The organism is Mesorhizobium sp. B2-6-4 (assembly GCF_006441495.1).
GTDB lineage: Bacteria > Pseudomonadota > Alphaproteobacteria > Rhizobiales > Rhizobiaceae > Mesorhizobium.
In genome coordinates this window covers 20758-44877 of record NZ_VFUE01000008.1, presented here as the reverse complement: position 1 = coordinate 44877, position 24120 = coordinate 20758, and the positions used below count along the sequence as shown (strand labels likewise).

The following is a 24120-nucleotide window of genomic DNA, read 5'->3' as shown; positions in this document are numbered from 1 at the left end:
GGTCAGGCCGCGCGGCTTGCCAGCGCTTCGAGCGCGATGAACAAACGCTCGCCCTCGATCTTCACCGGAATGGTGCGCACCGCGCCCTCGTCGGCGCCGAGCGCCTTGCCGGTCTCCAGCGAGATGACCCAATTGTGCAGGGGGCAGGTGACCGCCGCGCCATGCACGATGCCCTGGCTCAGCGGCCCGCCTCTGTGCGGGCAATGATCGTCGATGGCGAAGACCTGGTCCTCGGCGGTGCGGAAGATAGCGATCTTGCCCTGCGGCGTGGCAACACAGCGCGCGCCCCGGCGGGGGATGTCGGACAGGGAGCCGATCGGTGTCCAGGTCATTGGGTCGCCTTTATTTGATACGAATGCGCCCAGGCACCCCCCTCTGTCCTGCCGGCCATCTCCCCCTCAAGGGGGGAGATCGGCAGTTTTGCTGATGGCGTCCGTTCTGCGAAGTTGGCGATTGGCAAAGGCCGTTGTGGCATCCAATCTCCCCCCTTGAGGGGGAGATGGCCGGCGGGACAGAGGGTGGCTCGCGCGAACATCTCCATCACTCCGCCGCCTCCGCGAACCCGACCGAGGCCATCGGCCGGAACTCGTGCTTGTCCTTGCCTGACACGCGTTCCGACCACGGATCGACCTGGGCGAATTTCTGGGAAAAGACGAAGCGGTCGTAGAAGGCCTTGCGCTTGTCGCCATCGTCCATGATCTGGCGCTTGATCTCGGCGATGCCGACGCGCTTGGCCCATTTGTAGATGCGTTCGAGATAGCGGGCCTGCTCGCGGTACATCTGCGTCAGCGCCACGATATGCTCCAGCGCTTCGTCCTCGGTCTTGACCAGGCCAAGCACTTCGGTGCCCTTGATGTCGAGGCCTGCCGCACCCGCGAAGTGGATCTCGTAGCCACTGTCGACGCAGATGACGCCGACGTCTTTGCAGGTCGCCTCGGCGCAGTTCCTCGGACAACCCGACACCGCCATCTTGACCTTGGCCGGCGTCCACGAGCCCCACATGAATTTCTCGATGCGGATGCCGAGACCGGTGGAATCCTGCGTGCCGAAGCGGCACCAGTCGGAACCGACGCAGGTCTTCACCGTGCGCAGTCCCTTGGCATAGGCGTGGCCGGAGACGAAGCCGGCCTGGCCGAGGTCGGCCCACACCGCCGGCAGGTCTTCCTTGCGGATGCCCAGCATGTCGATGCGCTGGCCGCCGGTGACCTTGACCATCGGGATATCGAACTTATCGACGACATCGGCGATGGCGCGCAGTTCGGCGGCATTGGTGACGCCGCCCCACATGCGCGGCACCACCGAATAGGTGCCGTCCTTCTGGATGTTGGCGTGGACGCGCTCGTTGATGAAGCGTGACTGGTAGTCGTCCGCGTATTCGTCCGGCCAGTCGCAGACGAGATAATAGTTGAGTGCCGGCCGGCATTTGGCGCAGCCGCAGGAGGTTTTCCATTCCAGTTCCTGCATGATCGCGGGAATGGTCTTCAGCGCCTTGGCCTTGATCAGCCGGCGCACCTCGTCATGGCCGAGCGTCGTGCAGGAGCACATGGGCTGTACGGCGGCCGGGTTGTACTTGTCGCCGATGGTCAGCACCATAAGTTTTTCGACCAGCCCGGTGCAGGAGCCGCAGGAGGCCGACGCCTTGGTGTGCGCGCGCACGTCGTCGAGCGAAGTCAGCCCCTTGGCCGCGATCGCGCCCGTGATCTTGCCCTTGCAGACGCCGTTGCAGCCGCAGATTTCCGCATCATCCGGCAAGGCTGCAACGGCCGCCATAGGGTCCAGTGGGGCACCCCCCTGGTAGGACTGGCCGAAGATCAACGTATCGCGCATTTGCGATATGTCTGTTTGCTTCTTCTTGAGGTCGTTGAACCAGGCGCCGTCCGCGGTCTCGCCGTAGAGCACGGTGCCGATGATGCGGTCGTCCTTGAGCACGAGGCGCTTGTAGACGCCGGCCGCCGCGTCGCGCAGCACGATCTCCTGGCGGTCCTCGCCCTCTGCGAAGTCGCCGAGCGAGAACAGGTCGATGCCGGTGACCTTGAGCTTGGTCGGCGTGTCCATGTGGACAAAACCGGCCGCCTCGTCGCCGGCGAGCTGGCGGGCGGCGACGCGGGCCATCTCGTATAGGGGGGCGACCAGCCCATAGATCTGGCCGTTGACCTCGGCGCATTCGCCGAGCGCGTAGATGTCCGGGTCGTTGCTGCGCATGCCGGCATCGACGACGATGCCTCTGTTGACGGCGATGCCCGCCTCCTTCGCCAGCGCTGCGTTCGGCCGGATACCGACGGCCATCACCACCAGCGTCGCGGGGATGACGGTGCCGTCGACGAGTTCGACCTGCTCGACCTTGCCGTTGCCCGTGATCGCCTTTGTATTGGCCTTGGTGACAACCTTGATCCCGCGCTGCTCGACGGCGCGCTGTAACAGATAGCCTGCCGCCGGATCGAGCTGGCGCTCCATCAGCGTCGGCATGACATGCAGCACGGTGACGTCCATGCCTTGCGCGTTGAGGCCCGCGGCTGCTTCCAGTCCGAGCAGTCCGCCGCCGATGACCACAGCCTTGGCGCGCGACTGGGCCGCGAGCATCATCGCCTGGACGTCGTCGAGGTCGCGATAGGTGAGAACGCCGGGCAGGTTGTGGCCGGGCACCGGGATGATGAACGGCACCGAGCCGGTGGCGATGACAAGCTTATCGTAGGGTTCGGTGACGCCGTGGTCCGACGTGACGGTCTTCGCTGCGCGGTCGATGGCGACGATCTTGTGGCCCTTGTAGAGGGTGATGTTGTTGGCGATGTACCAGCCGTCGCCATGGATGATGATTTCTTCGTAGGCCTTCTCGCCCGAGAGGACCGGCGACAGCATGATGCGGTCGTAATTGACGCGCGGTTCGGCGTTGAAGATGGTGACGCTGTAGCGGTCCGGCGCCTGTTCCAGCAGGTGCTCCAGCATGCGCCCGGGGGCCATGCCGTTGCCGATGATGACGAGTTTTTGGGTCATGGCGTTACTCCGCGGCTTCGACGAAGCGGTGGCGTTCGTAGAGGAATTTCAGCACCGCCTCGCGGCAGTGCAGGAAGGTGCGGTCGGAAGAGAGCTCGATGCGCCTACGCGGCCGCGCCAGCGGCACCGGAAGCACCTCGCCGACGGTCGCCGCCGGACCGTTGGTCATCATGACGATGCGGTCGGAGAGCAGCACCGCCTCGTCGACATCATGGGTGATCATGATCGTCGTCGAGCCGAGCCTGGCGTGGATGTCCATCACCGCGTCTTGGAGGTGGGCTCGCGTCAGCGCGTCGAGCGCGCCGAACGGCTCGTCGAGCAGCAGGATCTTCGGCTCCATGGCGAGCGCGCGCGCAATGCCGACGCGCTGCCTCATGCCGCCGGAGATCTCGGCCGGTCGCTTGTCCCTGGCGTGCGCCATCTGCACGAGGTCGAGATTGCGCATGATCCAGTCATGCCGCTCGGCCTTGCTCTTCGAACGGCCGAAGACTTTCGACACCGCCAGGCTGATGTTCTCGTAGACTGTCAACCAGGGCAGCAGCGAATGGTTCTGGAACACCACGGCGCGTTCGGGACCGGGGCTGTCGACCTCCTTGTCCTCGAGCAGCACGGCGCCGGCGGACACTGTGGTCAGGCCGGCGATCAGGTTCAGCAAGGTTGACTTGCCGCAACCGGAATGGCCGATGATGGAGACGAATTCGCCCTTGTCGATGGTCAGCCTGATGTCTCTCAGGACCTCGCTGACCTGGCCGCCGCGGGCGAAGGATTTGTCGATATGGTCAAGTTTCAGATAGGCGGGCATCAGCGTCCCCTCACTTTGCCGTTGTGCCGCGGGTGACGAAGGCGCCGACCGCCGCGACCATGCGATCGAGGCAGAAGCCGGTGACGCCGATATAGGCGAGCGCGACGATGATGTCGGGCAGCCGCGACGAGTTCCAAGCGTCCCAGATGAAGAAGCCGATGCCGACGCCGCCGGTCAGCATTTCGGCGGCGACGATGGCGAGCCAGGACAGGCCGATGCCGATCCTCAGGCCGGTAAAGATGTAGGGCGCGGCCGCCGGCACCATGATCTTGACGAAGAATTCGAACTGGTTGAGCCGCAGGATGCGCCCGACGTTGCGATAGTCCTGCGGAATGTTGCGAACGCCCACGGCGGTGTTGATGATGATCGGCCAGATCGACGTGATGAAAATGACGAACAGCGCCGATGGGCTGGAATCGCGGAACGCCGCCAGTGAGAGCGGCAGCCAGGCCAACGGCGGCACGGTGCGCAGGATCTGGAACACAGGGTCGAGGCCGCGCATGGCCCAGATCGACTGGCCGACCAGCGCGCCGAGCGCGACGCCGACGATCGCCGCCAGGCCAAAGCCGATGGCGACGCGCTGCAGCGAGATCAGCACCCGCCAGGCGAGCCCGATGTCCTGCGGGCCGTTGTCGAAGAAGGGATGCGCGATCAGGTCGTAGGCCTCGTTCCACACTTGGCTGGGCGGCGGCAGGCTCGATGTGGGCGACGAGCAGGCGATCTGCCAGACGACGAGCATGAGGGCGATGACGATAACCGGCGGCACCAGCGTGCTGGCCAGCCTGCCGGCGATCGCGAGCGGATCGAAGCGCCGCCGCGCCTTGGCGGTGAAGGTGATGATTTCGGCCGGCTTGGCGGGGGACGCCTTCACCTTGCTGTCCTCGATAGTCTGGATCGACATGTCTGGGAAAAACTCCTTGGGCGGGTCTTGGTGAGCGACAACCGCGCTCCGCGCCATTGCGCTGGAGGCGGCCTTAGCGCCTACGCCGCGACCTTGATCTTCAGGCTGTCGAGATAGGCGGACGGATTGGCCGGATCGAAGACCTTGCCGTCGAAGAAGGTCTCGACGCCGCGCGAGGAGGACGCCGGAACGTCGGCGGCCGCCACGCCGAGGTCCTTGGCCGCCTCGCGCCACAGATCCTCGCGGTTGACCTGGTCGACCAGCGCCTTGATGTCGGTGGTCGGCGCGAACTTGCCCCAGCGTATGTTCTCGGCAAGGAACCAGGAATCATGGCTCTTGAACGGGTACGAGACGCCGCCCTTCCAGAATTTCATGTAGAGATCGGTGCCGGTGGCGACACGACCGTTGCCGTAATTGATGTCACCCTGGAGGCGGCCGATGATGTCGGCGGCTGGCACGTTCATCCATTGCCGCTTGCCGATGATGGCGGCCATCTCATTCTTGTTTTCCGCGGCCTCACACCATTGCTGGGCTTCCATGACCGCCATCAGGATCGCCTTGGTGGCATTCGGATATTTGTCGATGAATTCGGCGCGCAGGCCGAGCGCCTTTTCGGGATGCCCCTTCCACAATTCGCCCGTGGTGGCGGCGGTGAAGCCGACGCCCTGATGGACGAGCTGCTCGTTCCACGGCTCGCCGACGCAGAACACGTCCATGTTGCCGACTTTCATGTTGGCCACCATCTGCGGCGGCGGCACGACGATGGTCGAGACGTCCTTGTCGGGATCGATGCCGCCGGCGGCAAGCCAGTAGCGCAGCCATAGATCATGCGTGCCGCCCGGGAAGGTCATGGCGGCCTTGACCTCCTTGCCGGCAGCCTTCTTGGCGGCGAAGGCCTCCTTCAGCTTCGACGCGTCGAGGCCGACGCCGGTGACGGCATATTCCTGCGCGACCGAAATGCCTTGGCAGTCGTAGTTGAGCCGCGCCACGATCGCCATCGGCAGCGGCTGGTTGTTCTGCGTCACCTTGCCGGTGTGCATCAGATAGGGCATGGGCGTCAGGATATGGGCGCCATCGATGCCGTTGGCGGCACCGCCGAGCATCAGATTGTCGCGCGTCGCGCCCCAGGAAGCCTGCTTGAGCACTTCGACATCGGGCATGCCGAATTTGGCGAACAGGCCCTTTTCCTTGGCGACCATCAGCGGCGCGGCATCGGTCAGCGCGATGAAGCCGAGCTTGGCGCCGGTGACTTCGGGAGCGGAGGTGGCGGCATAGGCGCCGGAGGGGAAGAGCTTGCGGGCGGCCACGAACAAGCCTGCCGTCATGGCGCTGCTGATCAGGAAATCGCGGCGCGTCACATCACCGAGCGATGTACCGGTGCCGAGCCATTTCTTCATCGTCTTCTTCATCATCGTCTCCGGTTGAACGGGAAAACAAAAAAGCCGCCGGCCAGGTCTTCGCGTCCGGGAATCCGGATCGCGTCTTGACCTGAGCGGCAGCTTTGCCTGTGGGCGCCCGCCATTGGACGCCTGTTCCGTGACCCACTAAGGGTCCGGTTATTTCAATGCAGGAACCGTGCCAGTCTCGCCTTAGAAAGGAATTTCGAATGAATTCAGCTGAATAGCCGATTCACGGGCAGATCCGGCCACCAGGTGACAAGGCCAAACATTGGTCAGCTATGCGATCAGTCCGCATAAATTTTGTGCAATGCACAAGAATGGCGCGGAAATGATCACCCTTGCCGCTGCGCCCCGATATAAGCGTCGATCTGGTCCGGATCGAAGATGCGGCCGTCGAAGAAACCGTCGGGGCCGAGCACCAGGCTTGCCCCGGCCGAGCCGACGGGCGTTGCGATCTTCAACGCCCCCTCGACCTTGGCATTGGCGCCCGGCAGCGCTACGCCGAGTGGCTTCAGCGCCGCCCGATAGAGGTCGGGCCGGTAGCAGTCGCGGGCGACGGCGAGGTTTTCAGGCGTGTGCGCGATATCGCCCCAGCGCACCATCTGGGTGTAGAACCACAGCGCATGGCTCTTCCAGGGAAAGTTCGCCGCCTTGTCGAACGGAACGAAGAAGTCCTCGACGTTCCGCTCGGCGCCGCTGCCGAGGCGGAGATGTCCGGTCAGGACCGGCATCTGGATTTCGGCGGACTGGCCAAGGAGGCCGGGCTGCGCCATCAGCGCCGCCAGTTCGCCTCGATTGGCCGGGTCCTGGCACCAGCGGGCGGAGTGGTGCAGTGCCCTGAGCAGCGCCGCCAGCGCCTCCGGCTGCGCTTCGGCCCAGGCCTTGCGCGCACCGATCACCTTTTCGGGACTGTTGCGCCACAAAAGCGCCTTGACGGTGACGATGTGGCCGGTGCCGGCCGCGACGGACGCACTGTTCCAGGGTTCGCCGACGCAATAGCCGTCGATGCGGCCGGCGGCCAGCGCGTCGGCCATGAAGGGCGGCGGCACGATGACGATCTCGATCTCACCGTCGGGGTCGATGCCGCAGGCGGCGAGCCAATAGCGCAGTTCGTAATTGTGCCCGGAATGCGGATGCACGACGGCGAAGCGTAGCGGGTCGCGGCCGGCCGCCGCGCGTTCGCGGATAAACGCGCCGAGCGCCGCGCCGGCGCGGGCCGGATCGAGATCCGATACGGCGCCGTGCGCCGCCATGCCTTCCCAGACGGCGTTGGAGATGGTGACGCAATTGCCGCCGAGGCCGAGCGAAAAGGGCACGATCGTCTCGGATGCCAGCGGCGTGAGCCCGAGGTTGCAGGCGAGCGGCATCGGCCCAAGCATATGGGCAAGGTCGAAATGGCCAATGGCGATGCGGTCGCGGATGTTGGCCCAGGAGGTTTCGCGGTGGAGGACGAGATCGACGCCTTCGCGCGCGGCAAAGCCCATTTCGCCGGCCGCGACCAGCACGGCGCTGTCGAACAGGGGCATGAAGCCGGCGGTGATCTGATGCGCAGCTGTCATGCTCATTCATCCTCCAGCGGCCCGAGCAGCCCGGCTGTCGTCACCAGGCTATGGGCGATGTCGCTGATCTTGCGGTTCTGGTTCATCGCCGTCTTGCGCAGCAGCGTGTAGGCCGCGTCTTCGCTCAGACCCCGCGATTTCATCAATATTCCCTTGGCGCGGTCGATGACCTTGCGGTTCTCGAGTTCGCTGCGCGCTTCCTCCAGTTCGCGTGCCATGCGAGAAAAGGCGTTGAAGCGGCTGACGGCCATGTCGAGGATCGGCTTCACGCGTTCCTGCCTGAGGCCATCGACGACATAGGCGGACACGCCGGCATCGACCGCGGCCTCGATAGAGGCCTGGTCGGAACGGTCGACGAACATGGCGATCGGGCGCTTCACCGCGCGCGACAGCTGGAACATGTTCTCCAGCATGTCGCGGTTGGGATTTTCGAGGTCGATGACAATCACGTCGGGTTCGATCTCGGCGATGCGGCGCGCAATGCCCGCCACGTCATGGACGACGGTCACCCGCTGATGGCCGGCCTCGCGCAGTCCCGCCTCGATGATCGAGGCGCGGATACGGTTTTCGTCGATCACCAGGACGGCTAGGGAGGATAGGACCATGCCCCGCATTGTGGGCAAGGTCGCGGAATTGTGCAATGCGGCATAGCCAGTGCAGCAGAAGGGGCGTGGCCGCAGCTTACCGCATTGCAATCAGGCCACGCAGATGCACTTCAGCGATCCTCGGGTCAGGTGCAGACACGAACCTCTTCGATCACCCTGTGATGGTGGCGCCAGTGTTTCACCAACTCGATGTGGCAGCGGTGGTGACGATGGTAGCGGCGGTATTCGCGGTCGCTGTAACGAACATCGCTGTCCTCGTCGTCGTTATAGCGATTGTCGATATAACGCTGGCGATCGTGATGGCGGCGCACGACGACCTCGCCATTGTCATAGTCGTCGTCGGGCGAATACTGGGGCTCGTCGCCGGACTGGATGGTGACGCTCGCGGCCTGCGTCGGCGCAATGACGGAAGCCGAAGCGGCCAACGCCATCATCGAGGCCAGGAAAAAGCTTCTCATGTCTCGTCCTCCTGTTGTCCAAGCCATATCAACTCGCAAAAGGAGCCGCCGTTCCGATACCGCCCTACACGCTTTCCAACGCGGTCGACATCAAGGCGTTATCGGCGCGTGGCTACAGGCGGACAAAGGCGGTCAGCGGCAGATGGTCGGAGGCGACCCGCGACAGCGGCGTGTCATGCGCTTCGACGGCCGCGATCATTCCGTGCCGGTTGGCCATGATGCGGTCGAGCGCCAGCAGGGGCAGGTTCGAGGGGAAGGTGGGAACAGCCGGAGGCAACGGTCCAAACGTCAGATGCAGCGTGTTCAGCGCGGAGCGGTTTCCGAGGCGCCATTCGTTGAGGTCGCCGAGCAGCAGCGTCGGCTTCTCGTCGGGGCTGTTCATGATATCCAGTACGACCTGTGCCTGCTGCGACCGCGAACGGCGCAGCAGGCCCAAATGCGCCGCGATGACGCGCAGGGACTGGCTTCCGTCGAGGTCGATTTCTGCCACCAGAGCGCCACGCGGTTCCAGCCCGGGAAGCCTGATCTGATGCACGTCGCGCACGACGCCCTTTTTGAAAAGCAAGACGTTGCCGTGCCAGCCATGGCCCTTGCCGGTTGCCGAAATCGGCACCGGCACCAGGCCGGTTTCCAGTTCGAGCCGGGACAGGTCGAGAAGTCCGGTCCGGTCGCCGAAACGATTGTCCGCTTCCTGCAGGGCGATGACATCCGGGTCGATCTCGCGGATGACGCGACTGGTGCGCTCGGGATCGAACTTGCGGTCGACGCCGATGCATTTGTGGACATTGTAGGAGGCGACCAGCGTTCCGGTGGCGTCCGCCTTGTTGGTCGACGTGGCATTGGCCTTCCGCATCCGCTTGTCGCGAATGGACAAAAGCATGCTTGCCGGCAGGCTGCGCCCGTTCACCCGCATCGTTTGCCCGCCATTCCTGCTGCTTGCACCATGCACCTCAAAAAATAGAACCTTTCGGCATCTGTTCCATCATCGATTTCAAGCTATCTGGCAAACACGTCCTTTTGTTAAAGATAGGGCGAGCCCAGCCACAGGATGCGATCGAACAGACGGATGACGAATGGCCGCGCCCGCAATGCTTCCAGCGTGACAGGGACGGCCGTCTCGATCGCCGCCGCGATCCGCTTTTCGACCTCGCTGGCGAAGCCGGCGTCGAGTACCTCCAGGTCGATCTCGAAATTGAGCCGTAGCGACCTGGCGTCAAGGTTGGAAGACCCGATATAGGCCCATGCGCCATCGATCGAAAGCAGCTTCGAATGGTCGAAAGGTCCTTCCGTGCGCCAGACGCGGCAATAGTGCTTCAGAACCTGGTCGAATTGCGCCGTCATCGCACGGTCGACAAGGAAAAGATTGTTCACCGCCGGCACCACGATATCGATTTCGACACCGCGTCTTGCCGCGGTCGTCAGGGCGCTGATCAGTTCGCGGTCCGGCAGGAAATAGGGCGACATGAGGCGGATCGATTTGCGCGCGACGGAGAAGGCGCCGATCAGCAGCTTGTGATTGGTCTCGACGCTGGCGTCCGGGCCGGACGCGACCGCCCGCACCAGCATGGGCGTGGCGGGCGCCGGCGACAGCGGGGCAATTCGCCAGGCATCGCCCGTCAGCGCCTCGTTGCTGGCGAAACGCCAATCTTCGGCGGCAACCGAAAAGAGGTCGGCTACCACTGGACCGGTCACGCGAAAATGCGTGTCCCTGGAACTGTTGGAGCCGGCAAACTCGGCGGAAAAGCCCTTGCGAATGTTCATGCCGCCGGTAAAGACAACCGTGCCGTCGACCACCAGGATCTTCCGGTGGGTCCTCAGATTGGCATAGGGCAGGTGCAGGCCCATGACGATGTTGCCGTTGAAGAGCCCGGCGGTGATGTCGGCGCCGCGCAGGTGGCCCAATATGCTGGGCACGGAATAGCGGGCGCCTACGGCGTCGATCAACACGCGCACGCTGACGCCGCGGCGGACCGCCCGGGCAAGGGATTCCACGAAGAGCAGGCCGACGGGGTCATTGTCGAAAATATAGGTTTCGAGCAGGACGCTGCGTTCGGCGCCGTCGATGGCCGCACACATCGCGGTATAGGCTTCGTCGCCTGTTTCCAGGACCGTGATGGCATTTCCCGGATGAAGCGCGCGCCGCGCCACCCTGTCGCCCAGCGTCCTGAGGCCGATGAAGCGCGGCCCGTATCGTTCGACGATCAGGGCCTCCTCGGCGGCAATGTCGCGGTCGTGCCTGGCGGACGCCAGATCGCCGGCAAGCGAGCGCTGTGCGCTGATCGAGGCGCGCCGGATGCGGTTGATGCCGGCCACGGCATAGATCAGCACGCCCAGGATCGGCGACAGCACCATCACGCCGACCCAGCCGGTGGCGGCCCGGACGTCCTCCTTGGTCATGACGGCATGGGCAATGCCAACGCTGGCGATCATCACCGAGATGATCGCCAGGATTTGAGGCCAGTGAGTCGTCAGGCTCTGCAGCATGGCCGGAACTATCCAGCGAGCGGGTACAGAAGGCAATGCGGCGGGTCATTCGCCCGTTCTCATGCTTCCGCGGGTTATCGCGTCCGCACGCCGGCTACGCGCTGGCCATTCCTGATCGCGTCAGACCGCGCGGCCCTCGCCGTCGAAGAAGTGCAGGTTCGTCGGGGCTGCGTCCAGGCCGATCTCGGCGCCGATCTCGGGCGCCGTTCCTTGATTGTGGATGACAAGACAAGTCTGGCCCGCGTCCAATTCAACGTGGATGAGCGTGACGGCGCCAGTGTATTCGGCAAGCTTTACCTTGCCGCGCAGCGTGGCGGACGAAGGCTGGGCCAGCGACAGGTGCTCGGGCCGAACGCCGATCGAGACGGCCGCCGCAGGCACGGACGCCCCGTGGGTGATTGGCCGTCCATCGGCGAGCGGCAGGATGTTCATCTTCGGGCTGCCGATGAACTGGGCGACGAAAATGGTTCGGGGGCTGTCGTAGAGCTCGCGCGGTGAGCCGACCTGTTCGATCTTTCCGTCGCGCAACACCACGATCTTGTCGGCAAGCGTCATGGCCTCGATCTGATCGTGGGTCACGTAGATCATCGTCGTCGACAGGCGCTGGTGGAGCGCGGCGATCTCGGAGCGCATGTGCACACGCAGTTCGGCGTCGAGGTTCGAAAGCGGTTCGTCGAAAAGGAAGACGTCGGGATTGGCGACGATGGCGCGGCCGATGGCCACGCGCTGGCGCTGCCCGCCCGACAGCTGACGCGGGAAACGGTCGAGCAACGGCTCGAGCTTCAGCGTCGCGGCGGCCTCCGAGACGCGCCGGGCGCGCTCGCCGGCCGGCACTTTGCGGACCTTGAGGCCGAAGCCCATATTGTCGCGGACGGTCAGGTGAGGGTAGAGCGCGTAGGACTGGAACACCATGGCCACGCCGCGCCTGGCCGCCGGAACCTCATTGACCAGACGGCCGCCAATGTGGAGTTCGCCCTCGCTGAGATGCTCGAGGCCGGAGATCAGCCGCAACAGCGTCGACTTCCCGCATCCCGACGGGCCGACGAAGACCACGAACTCGCCATCCTCGATCTCGAGATCGACGCCACGGATCACCTCGACCGTTCCGAACCGCTTGCGGATGTCCTTGAGCAGAAGCTTTGTCATGACTCCCCTTATCCCTTGACGCCGGAGAGGGCGAAGCTCTCGATGATCTGGCGCTGGGCGATCAGATAGATGATGAGGATGGGAACCACGGCCAGGCTCGTCGCCGCCAATTGCAGGTTCCACAAGGGCAGGCCGTAACTGTCGTTGAAGTTGGACAGCGCCAGCGGCAGCGTGAATTTTTCAAGCGAACTGAGGAAGATCAGCGGTTCGAGGAACAGGTTCCACGAATGCAGGAAGGTGATGATCGCAACCGCCGCAAGCGCCGGCCGCGCCATGGGCAGGGCGATCTTCAACCAGACGCCGAAGCGCGAGAGGCCGTCCATCTTGCCGGCCTCTTCGAGTTCCCTGGGCAGCGCCAGGAAGAACTGACGCATCAGGAAGGTCGCCACCACGCCCTGCGGGCCGAAGACCGGCAGAAGGATGAGCGGCCAGTGCGTGTCGATCAGGCCCATGGCGCGGATCAGGAAGAAATTAGGGATGATGGTGACCTCTTCCGGCACCATCAGTGCCATCATCAGGAACAGCATCAACAGCCCGGCGCCGGCAAAGCGGATGCGCGCCAGCGCGTAGCCCGCGAGCGAGGCGATGAACAAGGTCAGCACCGTCACCGTCGCGGCGATGTAGAGCGAGTTGAAATACTGCCGCGCGAAGGGCTGATAGGTGAACACTTCCGCGAAGTTCTCGAAGCGCCAGACGCGGGGAATCAAGGTCGGCGCGCCGAAGATTTCGGTGGTGCTCTTGAAGCCGCCGGAAATCATCCACAGGAACGGGAACACGAAGGGCACGGCCAAAAGCAGCAGCGCCATGGTCCAGCAGATGCGATAGAGAATCTCGGTCCGGCGCTGGGTCACTCCATCTCCTTCCGCCGCAACATCACCTGCACGAGGGTGAGCGCCATCACGATGACGAACATGATCAGGGCCAGCGCGGCCGCGTAGCCGACGTTGAAGAATTTGAAGCCTTGCTGATAGATGTAGAAGGCCAGCACCAGGGTGCCGTTTTCCGGGCCGCCGCCGGTCATCTGGTAGATGTGGTCGAACACCTTGAACGAGCCGATCGTCGTCAGAACCATGATGACCAGCGTCGTCGGCGCGAGCAGCGGCCAGGTGATCATGCGAAAGACCTGCCAGCGCGAGGCGCCTTCCAGCGCCGCTGCCTCCTCGTAGTCGCGCGGTATCGATTGGAGCGCGGCGATGTAGAGGATCATGTTGAGGCCGACCATCTTGATGACTCGGGTGACGATGACGGCCGCCATCGCCCAGTTGGGCTCGCGCAACCAATTCGGGCCATCGATGCCGATCCAGGCGAGCATCTGGTTCACGGCGCCGCCTTCGCCCTGCAGCATGAATTTCCAGACGATGGCCCAGGCGATTGCCGATGTGACCACCGGCGCGAAGAAGACCGTGCGAAAGAAGACGACACCGAAGAACGGCCGCGAAAGCGCCAGCGCGAGGGAGAGCGCCAGCGCCATGTTCAGGGGAACGAGCCCCAGCGCGAAGATCACGGAATTGCGCACGACATGCCAGAAGTCGGGGTTCTCCAGCAGCGCATTCTGGAAATTGCGAAGCCCGACGAAGGTCGCCTGCTGGCTGAGCAGGTTCCACTCGGTCGTCGAATAATAGAAGATGGCGACCAGCGGCCCAAGGAAGAAGACCAGGAAGCCGATCAAGGTCGGGCTGACGAACAGCCATGCCTCCAGCATCTCCCTGGCCTTCAAGCTCAGCCACGGCGCGCTGGCAGGGCGCGCCGCATTGTCCCGGGATGCCATGCCGGCCATGAACCGAAATCCTGTCAGAGCAATGGCTGAATGGCGGCGCAGACGCCCTTCAGCGCCTCTTCGACATTGGCGTCGGCCCGCCACAGCGCGTCGACGCGCGGCGCCATCGCGGCGAATATCTGCGGCACATGCTCATGCGAAGGGTGAACGCGGCCGTTGACGATCGCTGCGGCGACGCTTTTCATCTGCTCGGGCGGGATCAGCTTGTTGGAGTTGACGAAGGCGTCGCTCTCCAGGACGCTCTTGCGGGCCGGCGGAAAGAACTGGGCCATGACAGCCACATTGTCCTTGCTGGTCATGTCGGCCACCAGTTGCGCGGCAAGCTCCTTGTTCTTGCCGGACGCAAAGACTGTCAGCGCGGCCTGGCCGATGACCGGAGCTTCGCCGGCGGGTCCCGAAGGCAAGGGGGCGATGCCCCATTTGAAGCCTGCCTCGGGCATCTTCGAGGCTCGCGAGATCTGGTTCACGGTCATCGCCGAATTGCCGGAGAAGTAGTCGCCCTGCTCTCCCGGCGGCACGATCGACCTGTCCTTGAACACCATATCATGGAGCTGCTTGATGGCAGCCACCGCTTCAGGCTTGTCGAGGCCGCACTGGCCGTCGGCCCACAGATCGCCGCCGTAAGCGCGCACGGGCGGCAGCAAGGCGTGCGTCATACGCGATGCGTAACCTTCGCCATCCTTGAATTCGAAGCCCCATTTGCCGGGATTGGCCTCAGTGATCTTCTTGGCGACCTCCTGGAATTTCTGCATGTTCCACTCGCCCTTCGCGGCGAGATGGTTGGGATCTTCGACACCTGCTTTGTCGAACATGTCCTTGTTGTAGTAGATCAGGAAAGGCGAGGTGGAGAAGGGCACGCCGTAGACCTTGCCGTCCTTCCGCCAGAGCGCCATGGCCGGCTGGGAGAAATCGTCGAAATTATATCCCTCGGTCGCCTTGAGCGTCGGGCCGATGTCCATCAGCAGCCCGGCGTTCTCGAAGGCGGGTGCGGCATCCTCCATCATCCAGGCGATGTCGGGGGCGTTGCCCCCGGCGACCTGGAAAGTGAGCTTCTGCGTGTAGTCGGCGACCGGAACGGTCTCGAATTTCACCGTGACGCCCGGATGCTTGGCGATGAAGCCCTGAGCGATGCCGTTCAGCATCTTGAGGTGGGCCTCGCTGCCGGTCCACACGGTCACTCGGAGTTCCTGGGCCAGCGAGTGCGCCGACAGGGCGCACAGCGCCAAGGTCGATAGTGCAAGTTTGATTGCGGTCTTCATGGTTTCCTCCCGAAACGCCGATGGTCCAATCAACAGCTGCGGGCGCGCAACGAACGGGCCGGCAGGCGGCGGCGACTTGTCATGCTGTTGTCCCCGGCAGCGCGCCGGGCGCGTCGCCGATCGTCCAGCCGCCGTCGACGGGCAGGTCAGCCCCGGTGACGTAGCGGGCGGCGTCGCTGCACAGAAAAACGAAGGCGCCGACGAGGTCGTCGGCCTGGCCGTGGCGGCCGGCGGGAATCTTCGTCGCGACCGCTTGGCGGAAGGCTGCGTCCCGGTAGCGCTCGGCGGTTGCCTCCGTCTCGATCGCGCCGGGCGATACCACATTCATGGTGACGCCATGCGGCGCAACCTCGCGCGCCATGGCGCGCACCGCCGTAAGTTGCGCCGCCTTCAGCGAGGCATAGACGATCGTTTCCGCGCGCGGACGCCTCGCCATCACGCTCCCGGTCGCGACCACGCGTCCCCATCCGCGCTTGGCCATGGCGGGAACGAGCCGCGTGGCCAAGGTGAGCAGGGCCGTGAAGTTTGCCGCCACATGGGCCTGGATATGCGCTTCGTCGATCTCGCTCCATATACGGCGTCGCTCGATCGCGCCGTTCGAGACGAGGATGTCGATGGGCCCGGCGCCGGCGGCTTCATCGGTAAAGGCCGACATTGACTTGCTATCGGTGAAATCGGCCTCGAGAACCGAGGTGCCCGGGCCGATGGCGGCAGCCGTTTCGCGCGCGCCGGCGGCGTCACCGAAGTGATGCAGCGCGACGCTGGCGCCATGCTGCGCCAGGGCGATCGCAACTGCGCGCCCGATGCCGGAGCTGGCGCCGGTCACCAGCGCCCGCCGTCCGGCAAGGGAAAAACGGTCCTTGCTCACGGCGACGGCTCCCCGAGCTTGCCGGCCACCTCGAACGAGGCGATGTCGGCCGCGTCGAAATGCTCGTGAATGCGCCGGTCCGCGAGATCGGTGTCGCCCGCCATGATCGCGTCGTAGATCGCCTGGTGCCGTTCGACGGTGGCCCTCCAATCCGTTTCCGTGCGGTTGGAGCGCTGGGAGAACAGTTCCGAAACCTCGCGTTGGACAGACCGCATCCCTTCCATCTGAATACGGATCATGGAGTTGCCCGTGGCCGTCGCGAGGCCGAGGTGGAACAGAATGTCGGCTTGCGTGAAATCGCCAGGCCTCCCGATGCCGGCGTGCATGTCGAGCACGGCCTGGCGCATCATTTCCAGGCCGCGCGGATCGCGGCGCTCGGCGGCCAGCCTGGCTATGCCAACCTCGATGACGCGGCGCATCTCGTTGGCTTCCTGAAGCCGCGTCAGGCTCGAACGGACCGCATAGGCGTAGATGCGCTCCATCGGCTCGCCGCTGAGTGCCTTGGCGCGGGCAACTTTTCCTTGCTGCGTCGAAACGAGGCCGGCGCTGGTCAACTGGCGCAGCGCCTCGCGTGCGATGGGCTTGGAGACGCCGAATTCCCGGGCGATCTCGCCTTCCGGCGGCAGCGCTTCGCCAGGCGCGATGCGTCCGTCGAACAACGCCGCGGCGATCGCATCCGAGACGCCGTCCGCGAGGCGGGAAGGGCTCGCGAGTTTCGCGGAGAAAATCGGCTTGCGTGCTTCGTCCAGGGGCATTCGGAATCCTTTCCGAGCTCACTAGCACGGTTTTCCCGAACATAGCAACTAAGTTTTTTGGTTGCTAAGTTTACAAGTGAAAGCTATGAAGGCGGTGCGAGAGGACCAAGGGAGAAATCTGGAGCCGATGCACGTGAGCGATCCAATCGCGGCGGGGCCGCTGAAGATTGCCGAGGTGATTGCCCATCCCCTCAGCCAGACATTGCCCCGGCCCACGGTCACGTCCTGGGGCGTCTATGAAAAGGTCTCGCTGGTCCTGGTCGAAGTGCGCACGAGCGAGGGCATTGTCGGCGTAGGCGAAACCCTGGCGCGGTTCTCGCCCAAGGCTTATGTCGAGCTGATCGAAAGCTCGCTCAAGCCGCGCCTGCTCGGCCAGGACGCGCGCAACATCGGCGCCCTATGGCAGTCCATGCGCCGCGTGCTTTCGGGCAGGGCGGGCGGCGTGCTGATCGAGGCCATCGCCGGCGTGGACATCGCGCTATGGGATATATTGGGCAAGGCGACCGGGCAGCCGATCGCGAAGCTTCTCGGCGGTGTCGGACGCGACCGCATCGACGTCTATGCCGCCGCGGTCAACTGGGTCGACGACGATGCCGCCGACGCTGAACTCGATCGTTATCTCGGCGAGGGCTTTACGCGCATCAAGGTTAAGATGGCGCGGCCCGTGCGCGAAGCCTGCAAACGCATCGAGCGCATCCGCAAGCGCGCCGGCGATGCGATCGGGCTCTGCGTCGATGCGAACTGGGCCTACAATCTGGACGAGGCGGTCGAGGTAGGTCATGCGCTTTCGGCAAACGGCTATTTCTGGTTCGAGGAGCCGCTGCAACCGGAAAACGAGCAGGGTTATGAGGAACTGCGCCGGCGCTGCGACGTGCCGCTGGCCGCGGGCGAGAGCAATTTCACGTTGGACCAGGCGCAGCGCCTGATCGCCAACCGGACGCTGTCCGTGCTGCAGCCCGACGTGGCGCGCGCGGGCGGCATCTCCGAGACGCGTCGCATGGCCGACTACGCCGCCGCGCATGATGTCCGCTACGCGCCGCATATCGGCATGTCGGGCATCGTCTGCGAGACCGCAAGCGTCCATCTGTCAGCCGCGATGCCGAACTTTGGCGTCATGGAGTGCGAGTGCGACGCCAGCCCGTTCAAGGCCAGCCTGGCCGATCTCGCGCCCGGTTGCGTCAGGCAGAAGAACGGCACGCTCGACGTCCCGCAGAAACCCGGGCTCGGCATCGAGATCGACTGGGACGCCGTCAAGAAACTGAAAGCCGGATGAGGCCGAGATGAAGAACCAGGTTCCAAACCAGGGCGCTGACCTCGCCGAGGCGATGCGGCTGGCGTTGTTGCGCGCGGACCCCGCGCTCAGCCGCTTCGACCCGCTGCCGCGGATATTGTCGTTCGACGATTTCGCGCGCGGCCATTGCGGCTGGTCGCAGCTTGTCGGCAACTATGAGAACGATCTGGACACCATGCTGCCGGGCTACGCGCAACATACCAGCGCGATGCTGTCGACGCTCGCGCACTGGGACGCCGGCTCACACGGGGGGATGGATTCATCCTATGCGTTGAAGGTTGCGACACGTCCCCTGCCGGGAGCCCGCAACGTCGCCATCAAACGCCACACATTCAGGAAGCGCGGACCGATCCGCTTCGAAATGTATTTCACCTTCAAGCCCGAAGCCAATGCGCTGAAGCTGTCCGAAACCGATGTGCGCTCCGTCGGCTTCCTGTTCGACCTGCAGGGCGGAGACCAGGATAGCAACAGCGATCGGGTCATGCCGCATCTGCGCTTTTTGAACGCGCTCGACGGCCAGCACTTGCAAAAATGGCAATACAAGCGTGAGACCGAGAAGATCATCCCGATCGGCAGCGACGACAAGACGATCAGCCACTATCACCTGTCGCCGGAGGGATGGCTCGACCTTCCCGGCGGATCGCAGCGCCTGTGCTACAACGAGATCCCCACCAAGGTGAACTGGACTTATCTGTGCTTCGATTTCGATCTGGAATCGATGACGGCGCTCGGGCTGCGCTGCAACGATCGCAGCTTCGATCTCTCGGGATTCGATTCGATCCGCATTCCGGCGATGAAGAACCTGTGGTGCATGCTCAATTTCGGCCTCTTCGCTGAAACCGACGTTGCCAAACGGGCCTTCCTCTATGTCGATTCCATCTGCATTTCCGGAGACTTCTGATGCTGCCCGAGAACATCACCGCGGTCGTCTCGCGCAACGAGCGCTGGCGCGGCGAGGCCGCCAGCGAGCCTTACGAGGCAGGATGGGCGCGCGAGGCGATCTTCTTCGTGCGCGCGTTGAAGCAACCTGTCGGCCCTGCGGCAACGGCGTGGATCGAGATCTCGCCGGATGGAATGCACTGGCTGCGCGAAGGCACCGAGTTTGTCATGCCGGCCGAGCGCGACGGCATGGCAATGGCGCGGCTTAGCCATTTTGGCAACTGGCTGCGCGTCGCGGCGCGTTTCGACAGCGGCGCGGAGTGCAGCGTGCTCGTGACACTGCACCTGAAGGCCTGAACACGCCGTGCCAAACCTTGCCGCCGGCCAACCCTTACTGTTCACGGAGACATCATGATCGATCCCTATCCGACGTTTGCCCAGGACAGTTTTGCCGGCAAGACCGTGCTGGTGACCGGTGCCGCGAGCGGCATGGGTTTCGAGACCGCCCGTGCCTTTCTCTCCAAGGGCGCCGAGGTCGTGATGTGCGACCGCGATACCGAGGGGTTGGCGAAGCGCCATGACGAATTGAGCGGAACGGCCGGGACACCACCGCACAAGGTGGTGGCCGACATGGGCGACCCCGACAGCATCGCGCGCATGTTCGACTATTGCGACGCCAAGCTGGCGCGGCTCGACAACGTCGTGACCTGCGCGGCGATCATCACTGCCAAGAGAATCGCGGAGCAGGATTGGGCGCACTGGCAGCGCGTCCTCGGCGTCAATCTGCTGGGCACCTTCTTCACCGTTCAGGGGGCGGTGCAGCGCATGCAAGGCAATGCCGGCGGGGGGAATATCGTGTGCGTGGCCTCCGACGCCGGTGTGCATGGCGGCGGCGGGCTCATCGCCGACACCGCCTATGCGGCGTCCAAGGCCGGCACGCTGTCGCTGGTGAAGTCGGTTGCGCGCGAATTGGCGGGAAAGAAGGTGCGCATCAACGCCCTCAATCCGGGGCCGACCGATTCGCCGATGCATTCCCATATCGACCAGGCTCTCAAGGACCGCATCGCGGCCAATTTGCCGATGCGCCGCATGGGCCGGCCCGACGACATGGCCGCCGCGATCCTATTCCTTTGCTCGGACGCCGCGAGCTTCGTCTATGGCGCGGCGCTCGACGTTGATGGCGGCTCGATGTTCCGCTGACCGGCACCGCCAAGCATGGTGACCGGCGTTAGCACCGGTCACCGCACCCTGCCGGCGGCACGACCTACGGAATTAGGCGCTCTCCATGACTTTGCTCGGAACCTGACATACTTGAAACCGAAGGTTCGGCGAACGTTCTCCTCAGGCGGAAATGCGGCCTCTGCCCGTCTTGATCCCCGCCATCCAGGGTATGGAGGTCGAGACGTCTTCAAGGATCCTGGCCGAGCGCGCAAAGCCGGCAAAAGCATCGCGTGCCAGCGAGGCTGGGACATGGCCGTCATAGGCGCGTTGACACGCGCGCAGGGCGGTTTCGAAAATCGGGCCTCTGCGGTTCCGGCGCCAATTCTGCAGAAACTCGAATGCATCTTCGAGGCACGCTACTTCCTCGATCATGAAATCCCCGTTCTTCACCAGAACAGGCTGCTCGAACATTTTGTCATTCATGAACTTCCTCCATTGGCTGGATGCTTTTGAGGGGTTGGCCCCAACCCCTTCATTGGGGCAGTTCATCGTTTCACGAGACGCCGAACTGCTCTAACTGTTTGTTTCTACGTAATTTCCAAGGAAAAAGCGGTATGCGCTTTTCCCGGGATTGCTCTAGGCTGCTTCAGGTTCCGGCAGGGAAAATGCCCCGCCACCGCCTGCCCTCGGCGGGATCGCCGCGCAGACCGGGCTCGGAGGTGGATCGTCATCATCGTCTTCACCTCGGATGCCCGCGATCCAGCGGGACCAACTCCCTCGACGGAAGCGGCCGAAAGACCGCCGCTGGGACCGAGACGCCGCCCTGTGCGGCGGATGCCCTTGCTCGCGCTCATCCAGTGCCTTCAGCGCGCGAAGGATCTCATCCACATTCATGACCGAGCCGTCATCCAGCCTGCGCAGCGACGGAGCGTCGTCAACCGCATGCGCGTCCGAGGCCCATGAGGCAAGCAAGCCACGCTTCGCCTCAAGGCTCATGGTTGAGCAGTTGAGAACGTCGCCGGGGTTTTTCGGCACCAGCGAGACGTCGATGCGGGTCGGTTTTCTTGTGCCGGCTTGAAGAAAGATATCAGCTTCGCTTCTCATCTCCGTTCTCCGCAATCTTGGCTTCCCGGCGTTGCCGGGAGGCGGACCGCAGGTTGTTGCGACATTCTAGGCCGCCTTGCGCGACACATCCTGGCTTATCGACTTCGTTGTATTTTCAGGGTCGCGGACGCCAATCTCGATGCGACGCGGCTTGAGTTCCTCGGGCACCTCACGCACGAGCTCGATGGCGAGCAAACCGCAGTTCAGCGTCGCAGCCTTCACCCTTACGTGGTCGGCCAGCCTGAAGGCCTGTCTGAAATTACCTATCGCAAGGCCTTGGTGGAGAACTTGCCGCTGCTCTGGATCGGGCTTCTTGCGTCCGGTAACGCACAGTTCGGCGCCGTTCTGCACGAGTTCGAGCTCGTCCAGGTCGTAGCCTGCTACCGCCATGGTGATGCGGTAATTGTTCTCATTCTTCTTTTCAATGTTGTAGGGAGGCCAGTCCGAGCGAATGCTGCTGTCGAGCATGTCGAAAAGACGGTCGAAGCCGACCGTCGTGCGGTAAAGGGGTGCAAAATCCACGCTTCTCATATCCATATCCTCCGAAAAGCAACATGGGACGCCGCAGGTGTCGCGACGCCTTTTTCATCGAGCCGAAGCCGCGACGCGAAACGATCTGGGAACGGCCAGAAATCTCTTCAAGAGGGGTCCCAAAAATTTTTTGATGCTAAGTTGCCATGCAAGAACAGTGGCTTGCGGTAGTTTTGCCGCACGACCCTTTCACTCTTGCAACAGCAGGATCTGCCCCGAAGCGGTACATGGCCCGAGACTTCCGCGATGGTCGGGGCGCCGATACCGATCCCACGGACTCGGTAGAAGTATCCCTATGCAGTGTCGCCGCGCACGTCGCCATCCGTCGCGGACGTGGGGCGAGATCGGCTGTGCCTACGCTTCCTCGGAAACTTCGTTTATCATGGACTTCAGCGGCTCCTCGCCGACATTGTCCTCGATCTGGTCGTGTCCAGGCGTGTCCGGCAGCGCCTTGCGGAAATTCCTCGCATAATCCGGCGGCATCCTGGGCGGCATCATTGGCTCATAGGCGTCCACGACGGCCTCGATGATCACCGGTCCCTGCGTGGCGAAGGCCGCCTCAAGCACGCCCTCGACCTCTTCCGGCCGCGAGACGCTGTAGCCGATGCCGCCCATGGCCTCGGCGGCCATGGCGAAATCGATGGGCTGCAGCTCGCAGCCGAATTGCGGATTGCCAAGGAACATCATCTGCTCCCAGGCGATCTGGTTCAGCATGCCGTTCTTGAGCACGAGGACCTTGAGGGGAATGCCGTGCCGTACCGCAGTCGAGAATTCGCCGAGTTGCATGGCAAGCCCACCATCCCCAACCACTGCGAAGATAGGGCGCCCCGGAAAGGCAATGCCGGCGGCAATCGCATAGGGAAGGCCGCAGGCCATAGAGGCGAGCGCTCCAGAAACCCCGAATGCCTGTCCGGCCTTCATGTCGATGTGCCTGGCAGCCATCTCGGTATTCTGTCCTGAATCGGCTGCCAGGATCGCGTTCTCAGGCATACGCCTGCCGAATGCCTTGACCACGAGTTGCGGCTTCAGCGGCACATCCGGCTTGGCTTCGGATAATGCCATTGCATCGCGCCAGCGGGTCATTTCCTGCCGCGCCTTTCCCAGGAAGGAGCGGTCGCTCTTGCGCTCGAGGCGTTCGTTGAGAAGACGCAAGGTTTCGGCGGCATCGCCTACGAGCCCTGCCTCGACGGGATACCGCAGGCCGATCCTCTGCGCGTCACGGTCGATCTGGACGCCGCGCGCCTTGCCAGGTTCGGGATAGTATTCGATGTAGGGGAACGTCGATCCGACAATCAGCAGGGCGTCGCATTCGCTCAGCGCATCCTGCGAGGCGCGGGTGCCGAGAATGCCGATGCCGCCGGTCGTATTCGGATGGTCGTCGGGCAGCACGGCTTTGCCGAGCAGCGCCTTGGCGACGGGCGCCGCCAGCAGGTCCGACGCGCGCTCAAGTTCTTCGCGCGCGCCGAGTGCGCCGCGTCCGGCCAGGATAGCGACTTTTTTCGCCGCATTGAGAATCTTAACCGCCTGGTCGAGCTGGTCGGCAGCCGGAAGCCGGCTGCCTTCGAACCATCGATCGGGGGTGTGCGAGGGCCGGTTTCGCTTCGAGCGGTCTGCCTCGGGCAACTCGTTTTCCTGTACATCGCTGGCAATCGACAGATGGGCGACGCCGCGCCGGGCAAGAGCCGAGCGGCAGGCGAGACTGGCCAGGTTTTCCATATGGGCGGCATCGGAGACCTGCGCGTTGAAGATCGCGACGTCGTTGAAGGCGCGGGTCAGGTCGACGTCCTGCTGCGTAAAAGTCTCGATAAGGTCGTGGAACTGCATGCCGGTGATGGCAAGCACGGGAGCCTGGTCGAGCTTGGCGTCATAGAGGCCGGTAAGGAGGTGTGTGCCCCCCGGTCCCGAGGTGGCCAGGCAGACGCCCAACCTGCCGGTCCATTTGGCATAGGCGCACGCCATGAAGGCGGCAGATTCTTCGTGCCTGACCTGGACGAACCGGATGCGGTCCTGACGGGTGCGCAACGCCTCCATGATGCCGTTTATGCCGTCGCCCGGCAGGCCGAAGACGACCTCCACTTTCCAGTTGATCAGCGTGTCGACGAGGATTTCGGCGGCATTGGGCATGGCGGATTTCCTTTATTGAGCACGC

24 protein-coding genes are annotated in these 24120 nt (G+C 63.8%); 4 read left to right on the top strand and 20 right to left on the bottom strand.

Going from position 1 to position 24120, the window contains the following annotated elements; all coding sequences use genetic code 11:
* Window positions 1–2: 2 nt before the first annotated feature.
* The 16 genes from nirD to FJ426_RS12645 all read right to left on the bottom strand — a co-directional run bounded on the left by nirD (window position 3) and on the right by FJ426_RS12645 (window position 17005).
* A complete protein-coding gene (gene nirD, locus FJ426_RS12720; RefSeq protein WP_140522291.1) occupies window positions 3–332 on the bottom strand; it encodes a nitrite reductase small subunit NirD in 330 nt (109 codons plus the stop codon).
* A 208-nt stretch (window positions 333–540) separates the two neighbouring features.
* Window positions 541–2991, bottom strand: a complete 2451-nt coding sequence (nirB, locus tag FJ426_RS12715; RefSeq protein ID WP_140522289.1) for a nitrite reductase large subunit NirB — start codon at window positions 2989–2991, stop codon at window positions 541–543.
* Window positions 2992–2995: 4 nt separating this feature from the next.
* Window positions 2996–3793, bottom strand: coding sequence for an ABC transporter ATP-binding protein (locus FJ426_RS12710; RefSeq protein WP_140560351.1), 798 nt, complete (start codon window positions 3791–3793; stop codon window positions 2996–2998).
* A 10-nt stretch (window positions 3794–3803) separates the two neighbouring features.
* The gene (gene ntrB / locus FJ426_RS12705; RefSeq protein WP_140560352.1) at window positions 3804–4694 is read right to left on the bottom strand and encodes a nitrate ABC transporter permease; all 891 of its coding nucleotides are present in this window, start codon (window positions 4692–4694) and stop codon (window positions 3804–3806) included.
* A gap of 80 nt (window positions 4695–4774) precedes the next feature.
* Window positions 4775–6091 (bottom strand): CmpA/NrtA family ABC transporter substrate-binding protein, encoded by a 1317-nt coding sequence (locus FJ426_RS12700; RefSeq protein WP_140560374.1) that lies wholly within the window; start codon window positions 6089–6091, stop codon window positions 4775–4777.
* A gap of 335 nt (window positions 6092–6426) precedes the next feature.
* A complete protein-coding gene (locus FJ426_RS12695) occupies window positions 6427–7653 on the bottom strand; it encodes a CmpA/NrtA family ABC transporter substrate-binding protein (protein WP_181167297.1) in 1227 nt (408 codons plus the stop codon).
* Between the two features lie 2 nt (window positions 7654–7655).
* On the bottom strand, window positions 7656–8258 hold the full coding sequence (locus tag FJ426_RS12690) for an ANTAR domain-containing response regulator (RefSeq protein WP_140496174.1): 603 nt from the start codon (window positions 8256–8258) through the stop codon (window positions 7656–7658).
* Between the two features lie 125 nt (window positions 8259–8383).
* On the bottom strand, window positions 8384–8716 hold the full coding sequence (locus FJ426_RS12685) for a hypothetical protein (protein ID WP_140496173.1): 333 nt from the start codon (window positions 8714–8716) through the stop codon (window positions 8384–8386).
* Window positions 8717–8828: 112 nt separating this feature from the next.
* Entirely contained in the window at window positions 8829–9629 is an 801-nt protein-coding gene (locus FJ426_RS12680) for an endonuclease/exonuclease/phosphatase family protein (protein ID WP_140549708.1), read from the bottom strand.
* Window positions 9630–9736: 107 nt separating this feature from the next.
* Window positions 9737–11200, bottom strand: coding sequence for a phosphatidylserine/phosphatidylglycerophosphate/cardiolipin synthase family protein (locus FJ426_RS12675; protein ID WP_140560354.1), 1464 nt, complete (start codon window positions 11198–11200; stop codon window positions 9737–9739).
* A gap of 120 nt (window positions 11201–11320) precedes the next feature.
* Entirely contained in the window at window positions 11321–12346 is a 1026-nt protein-coding gene (locus FJ426_RS12670; RefSeq protein WP_140496170.1) for an ABC transporter ATP-binding protein, read from the bottom strand.
* A gap of 8 nt (window positions 12347–12354) precedes the next feature.
* Window positions 12355–13197 (bottom strand): carbohydrate ABC transporter permease, encoded by an 843-nt coding sequence (locus tag FJ426_RS12665; RefSeq protein ID WP_140496169.1) that lies wholly within the window; start codon window positions 13195–13197, stop codon window positions 12355–12357.
* Window positions 13194–14114, bottom strand: a complete 921-nt coding sequence (locus FJ426_RS12660) for a sugar ABC transporter permease (RefSeq protein WP_140496454.1) — start codon at window positions 14112–14114, stop codon at window positions 13194–13196. Before FJ426_RS12660 ends, FJ426_RS12665 begins: the two co-directional genes overlap by 4 nt.
* Window positions 14115–14137: 23 nt before the next feature.
* Window positions 14138–15382 (bottom strand): sugar ABC transporter substrate-binding protein, encoded by a 1245-nt coding sequence (locus tag FJ426_RS12655; RefSeq protein WP_140560355.1) that lies wholly within the window; start codon window positions 15380–15382, stop codon window positions 14138–14140.
* Window positions 15383–15461: 79 nt separating this feature from the next.
* Window positions 15462–16250 carry an SDR family oxidoreductase gene (locus tag FJ426_RS12650; RefSeq protein WP_140560356.1) on the bottom strand — a complete coding sequence of 263 codons (789 nt, stop codon included), beginning with the start codon at window positions 16248–16250 and terminating at the stop codon, window positions 15462–15464.
* Window positions 16247–17005 (bottom strand): FadR/GntR family transcriptional regulator, encoded by a 759-nt coding sequence (locus FJ426_RS12645; RefSeq protein ID WP_140496166.1) that lies wholly within the window; start codon window positions 17003–17005, stop codon window positions 16247–16249. Before FJ426_RS12645 ends, FJ426_RS12650 begins: the two co-directional genes overlap by 4 nt.
* 133 nt (window positions 17006–17138) lie before the next feature.
* Between FJ426_RS12645 and FJ426_RS12640 the strand changes: the two genes are divergently transcribed.
* The 4 genes from FJ426_RS12640 to FJ426_RS12625 are packed head-to-tail and all read left to right on the top strand — an operon-like array spanning window position 17139 to window position 20375.
* Complete coding sequence (locus FJ426_RS12640) at window positions 17139–18278, top strand: mandelate racemase/muconate lactonizing enzyme family protein (RefSeq protein WP_246671676.1); 1140 nt, start codon at window positions 17139–17141, stop codon at window positions 18276–18278.
* Window positions 18279–18330: 52 nt separating this feature from the next.
* Window positions 18331–19197: a DUF6772 family protein gene (locus tag FJ426_RS12635; protein WP_140556704.1), complete on the top strand. Its 867-nt coding sequence runs from the start codon at window positions 18331–18333 to the stop codon at window positions 19195–19197.
* Window positions 19197–19532 (top strand): hypothetical protein, encoded by a 336-nt coding sequence (locus tag FJ426_RS12630; protein WP_140496164.1) that lies wholly within the window; start codon window positions 19197–19199, stop codon window positions 19530–19532. The genes FJ426_RS12635 and FJ426_RS12630 overlap by 1 nt, the downstream gene beginning before the upstream one ends.
* A gap of 54 nt (window positions 19533–19586) precedes the next feature.
* Window positions 19587–20375 (top strand): SDR family oxidoreductase, encoded by a 789-nt coding sequence (locus FJ426_RS12625; protein WP_140556663.1) that lies wholly within the window; start codon window positions 19587–19589, stop codon window positions 20373–20375.
* 141 nt (window positions 20376–20516) lie between these two features.
* On the opposite strand, the gene FJ426_RS12620 is transcribed toward FJ426_RS12625, so the two are convergent.
* The 4 genes from FJ426_RS12620 to FJ426_RS12605 all read right to left on the bottom strand — a co-directional run bounded on the left by FJ426_RS12620 (window position 20517) and on the right by FJ426_RS12605 (window position 24095).
* Complete coding sequence (locus FJ426_RS12620; protein WP_140556665.1) at window positions 20517–20819, bottom strand: DUF982 domain-containing protein; 303 nt, start codon at window positions 20817–20819, stop codon at window positions 20517–20519.
* A gap of 153 nt (window positions 20820–20972) precedes the next feature.
* Window positions 20973–21440 (bottom strand): hypothetical protein, encoded by a 468-nt coding sequence (locus FJ426_RS12615; RefSeq protein ID WP_140560357.1) that lies wholly within the window; start codon window positions 21438–21440, stop codon window positions 20973–20975.
* 66 nt (window positions 21441–21506) lie between these two features.
* Window positions 21507–21971: an Hsp20 family protein gene (locus FJ426_RS12610; RefSeq protein ID WP_140496161.1), complete on the bottom strand. Its 465-nt coding sequence runs from the start codon at window positions 21969–21971 to the stop codon at window positions 21507–21509.
* A 354-nt stretch (window positions 21972–22325) separates the two neighbouring features.
* On the bottom strand, window positions 22326–24095 hold the full coding sequence (locus FJ426_RS12605) for a thiamine pyrophosphate-dependent enzyme (RefSeq protein ID WP_140560358.1): 1770 nt from the start codon (window positions 24093–24095) through the stop codon (window positions 22326–22328).
* Window positions 24096–24120: the final 25 nt, after the last annotated feature.